General features: G+C 68.4%; 1 protein-coding gene. It reads right to left on the bottom strand.

From position 1 onward, the window contains the following. On the bottom strand, positions 1-1,770 hold a 1,770-nt coding region (locus ABYB95_RS22905; RefSeq protein ID WP_372662474.1), incomplete at both ends, for an L-glutamate gamma-semialdehyde dehydrogenase.

Below are 1,770 nucleotides of genomic sequence, written 5' to 3'. Positions count from 1 at the left end.
GTCACCAGCGGCACCACCGCGCCATCTCTGGCGGCCATGCACCGGTTGAGGCCGGTGGCGTAGGCGGCTTGCGCAACCATGCCATCGATGGCATCACAACCCGCCAGGGCCACCGCGCCAGCCTCAAAGGGCGTGTCCAGTATCTGCACGGCGGCTGCGGGAAGACCGGCGCTCACCCATTGCGCCACCGTCTTTTTGGCAGACCCGCGCGCTTCGCTGGGCACGGCCACGACCAGACCGTTGCCGCCGGCCAGCGCCGCAAGCCACTGCTCGATGGTGGGCTCGTCAACGCGGTCGGCGATCGCAGCCACCACGCCGCGTGGATACAGGCGCAATTCGTTGCTCTCGCCGGTGGGGCCCGGCAAGGTCCGATCGGCCAATTGATCGCGTGCGGCTGCGGCGAGCTGGCCTGCACCCAGACGGTCGAGCCAGGCGCAACGCAGAGCCAGCGGCGCCTTCAGCCAGCCGCTCTGGCGCACGGCTGCGGCCACGGCCTGCACGTCCACACCTTTGCCATCGCCATGCAAGGACAGTGCGCCGGTCTCTGCTTGAGCCTCGCGGACAAAACGCTGCAGGTAGTGCGGGCCGCCGGCTTTGGGACCCGTGCCCGACAGGCCTTCGCCGCCGAACGGCTGCACACCCACCACCGCACCGATGACGTTGCGGTTGACGTAGATGTTGCCCACGCGTGCGGCCGCTGCCAGCGCTTGCGCACGGCTGTCAATGCGGGTCTGTATGCCCAGGGTCAGGCCGTAGCCCAGGGCGTTGATGCGCGCCATGAGCTGGCCCGGATCGCCCGTCCAGCGCACCACCTGCAACACCGGGCCAAAGATCTCGGCCTTGACGTCCGCGATGTCTTTCACCTCGAACATCTGCGGTGCAATCAGGTGTGGCTGCTCGGCAGCCAGAGCGGGCTCCACAGGAACCTGCAGCAGGGTTTTGGCCTCGCTCTGCAAGCGGCGGATGTGGCGCTGGATGTTGTCGAAGGCTTCCTGGTCGATCACCGGGCCAAGGTCGGTGCTGAGTTCGCCGGTGCGACCCACGCCCAGTTCTTTGGCCGCACCCTGGATCATGTCGATCACGCCATCGGCCACCGAATCGTGCACACACAACAGGCGCAGCGCCGAGCAGCGCTGACCCGCGCTGCGAAACGCGCTCATCGTGACCGCATCGGCCACCTGCTCGGGCAGCGCCGTGCTGTCGACCAGCATGGCGTTGATGCCCCCGGTCTCGGCGATCAGCTGCGCCACGGGGCCGTCTTTGGCCGCCAGCGCGCGCTGGATGATCTTGGCCACCTGGGTGGAGCCGGTGAACACCACGCCGGCCGCGCCCGGCTGCGCCACCAGGGCCGCACCCACGGTTTCACCCGGGCCGTGCAGCAACTGCAGCGCATCGCGGGGAATGCCGTGCGCGTGCAGCAACTTCACCGCTGCGAGCGCGATCGCTGGCGTTTGTTCGGCGGGCTTGGCCAGCACCGTGTTGCCCGTTGCCAGGGCTGCAGCCACCTGGCCGCAGAAGATGGCCAAAGGGAAGTTCCAGGGACTGATGCAGACCCACGGGCCCAGCGCCGTGAGGCTGGACTTGGGCACCAGAATGCGCTCGGCCTCGTTGGCGTAATAGCGCAGAAAGTCCACCGCTTCGCGCACTTCCGAAACCGCATCGGCCCAGGTCTTGAAAGCCTCCTTCACGAGCAGGCCGCACAGGGTGGGCAGCTGCGCCTCCATCGCGTCGGCCGTCTTGCGCAGCGCCTGGGCGCGCATGGCCACCGGC

Origin of the sequence: Hydrogenophaga sp. (genome assembly GCF_041633695.1) — a bacterium.
In the GTDB taxonomy this organism is placed as follows: domain Bacteria; phylum Pseudomonadota; class Gammaproteobacteria; order Burkholderiales; family Burkholderiaceae_C; genus Hydrogenophaga.
The sequence above is the reverse complement of the archived record's forward strand: the minus strand, read 5'-3'. Positions and strand labels throughout refer to the sequence as shown.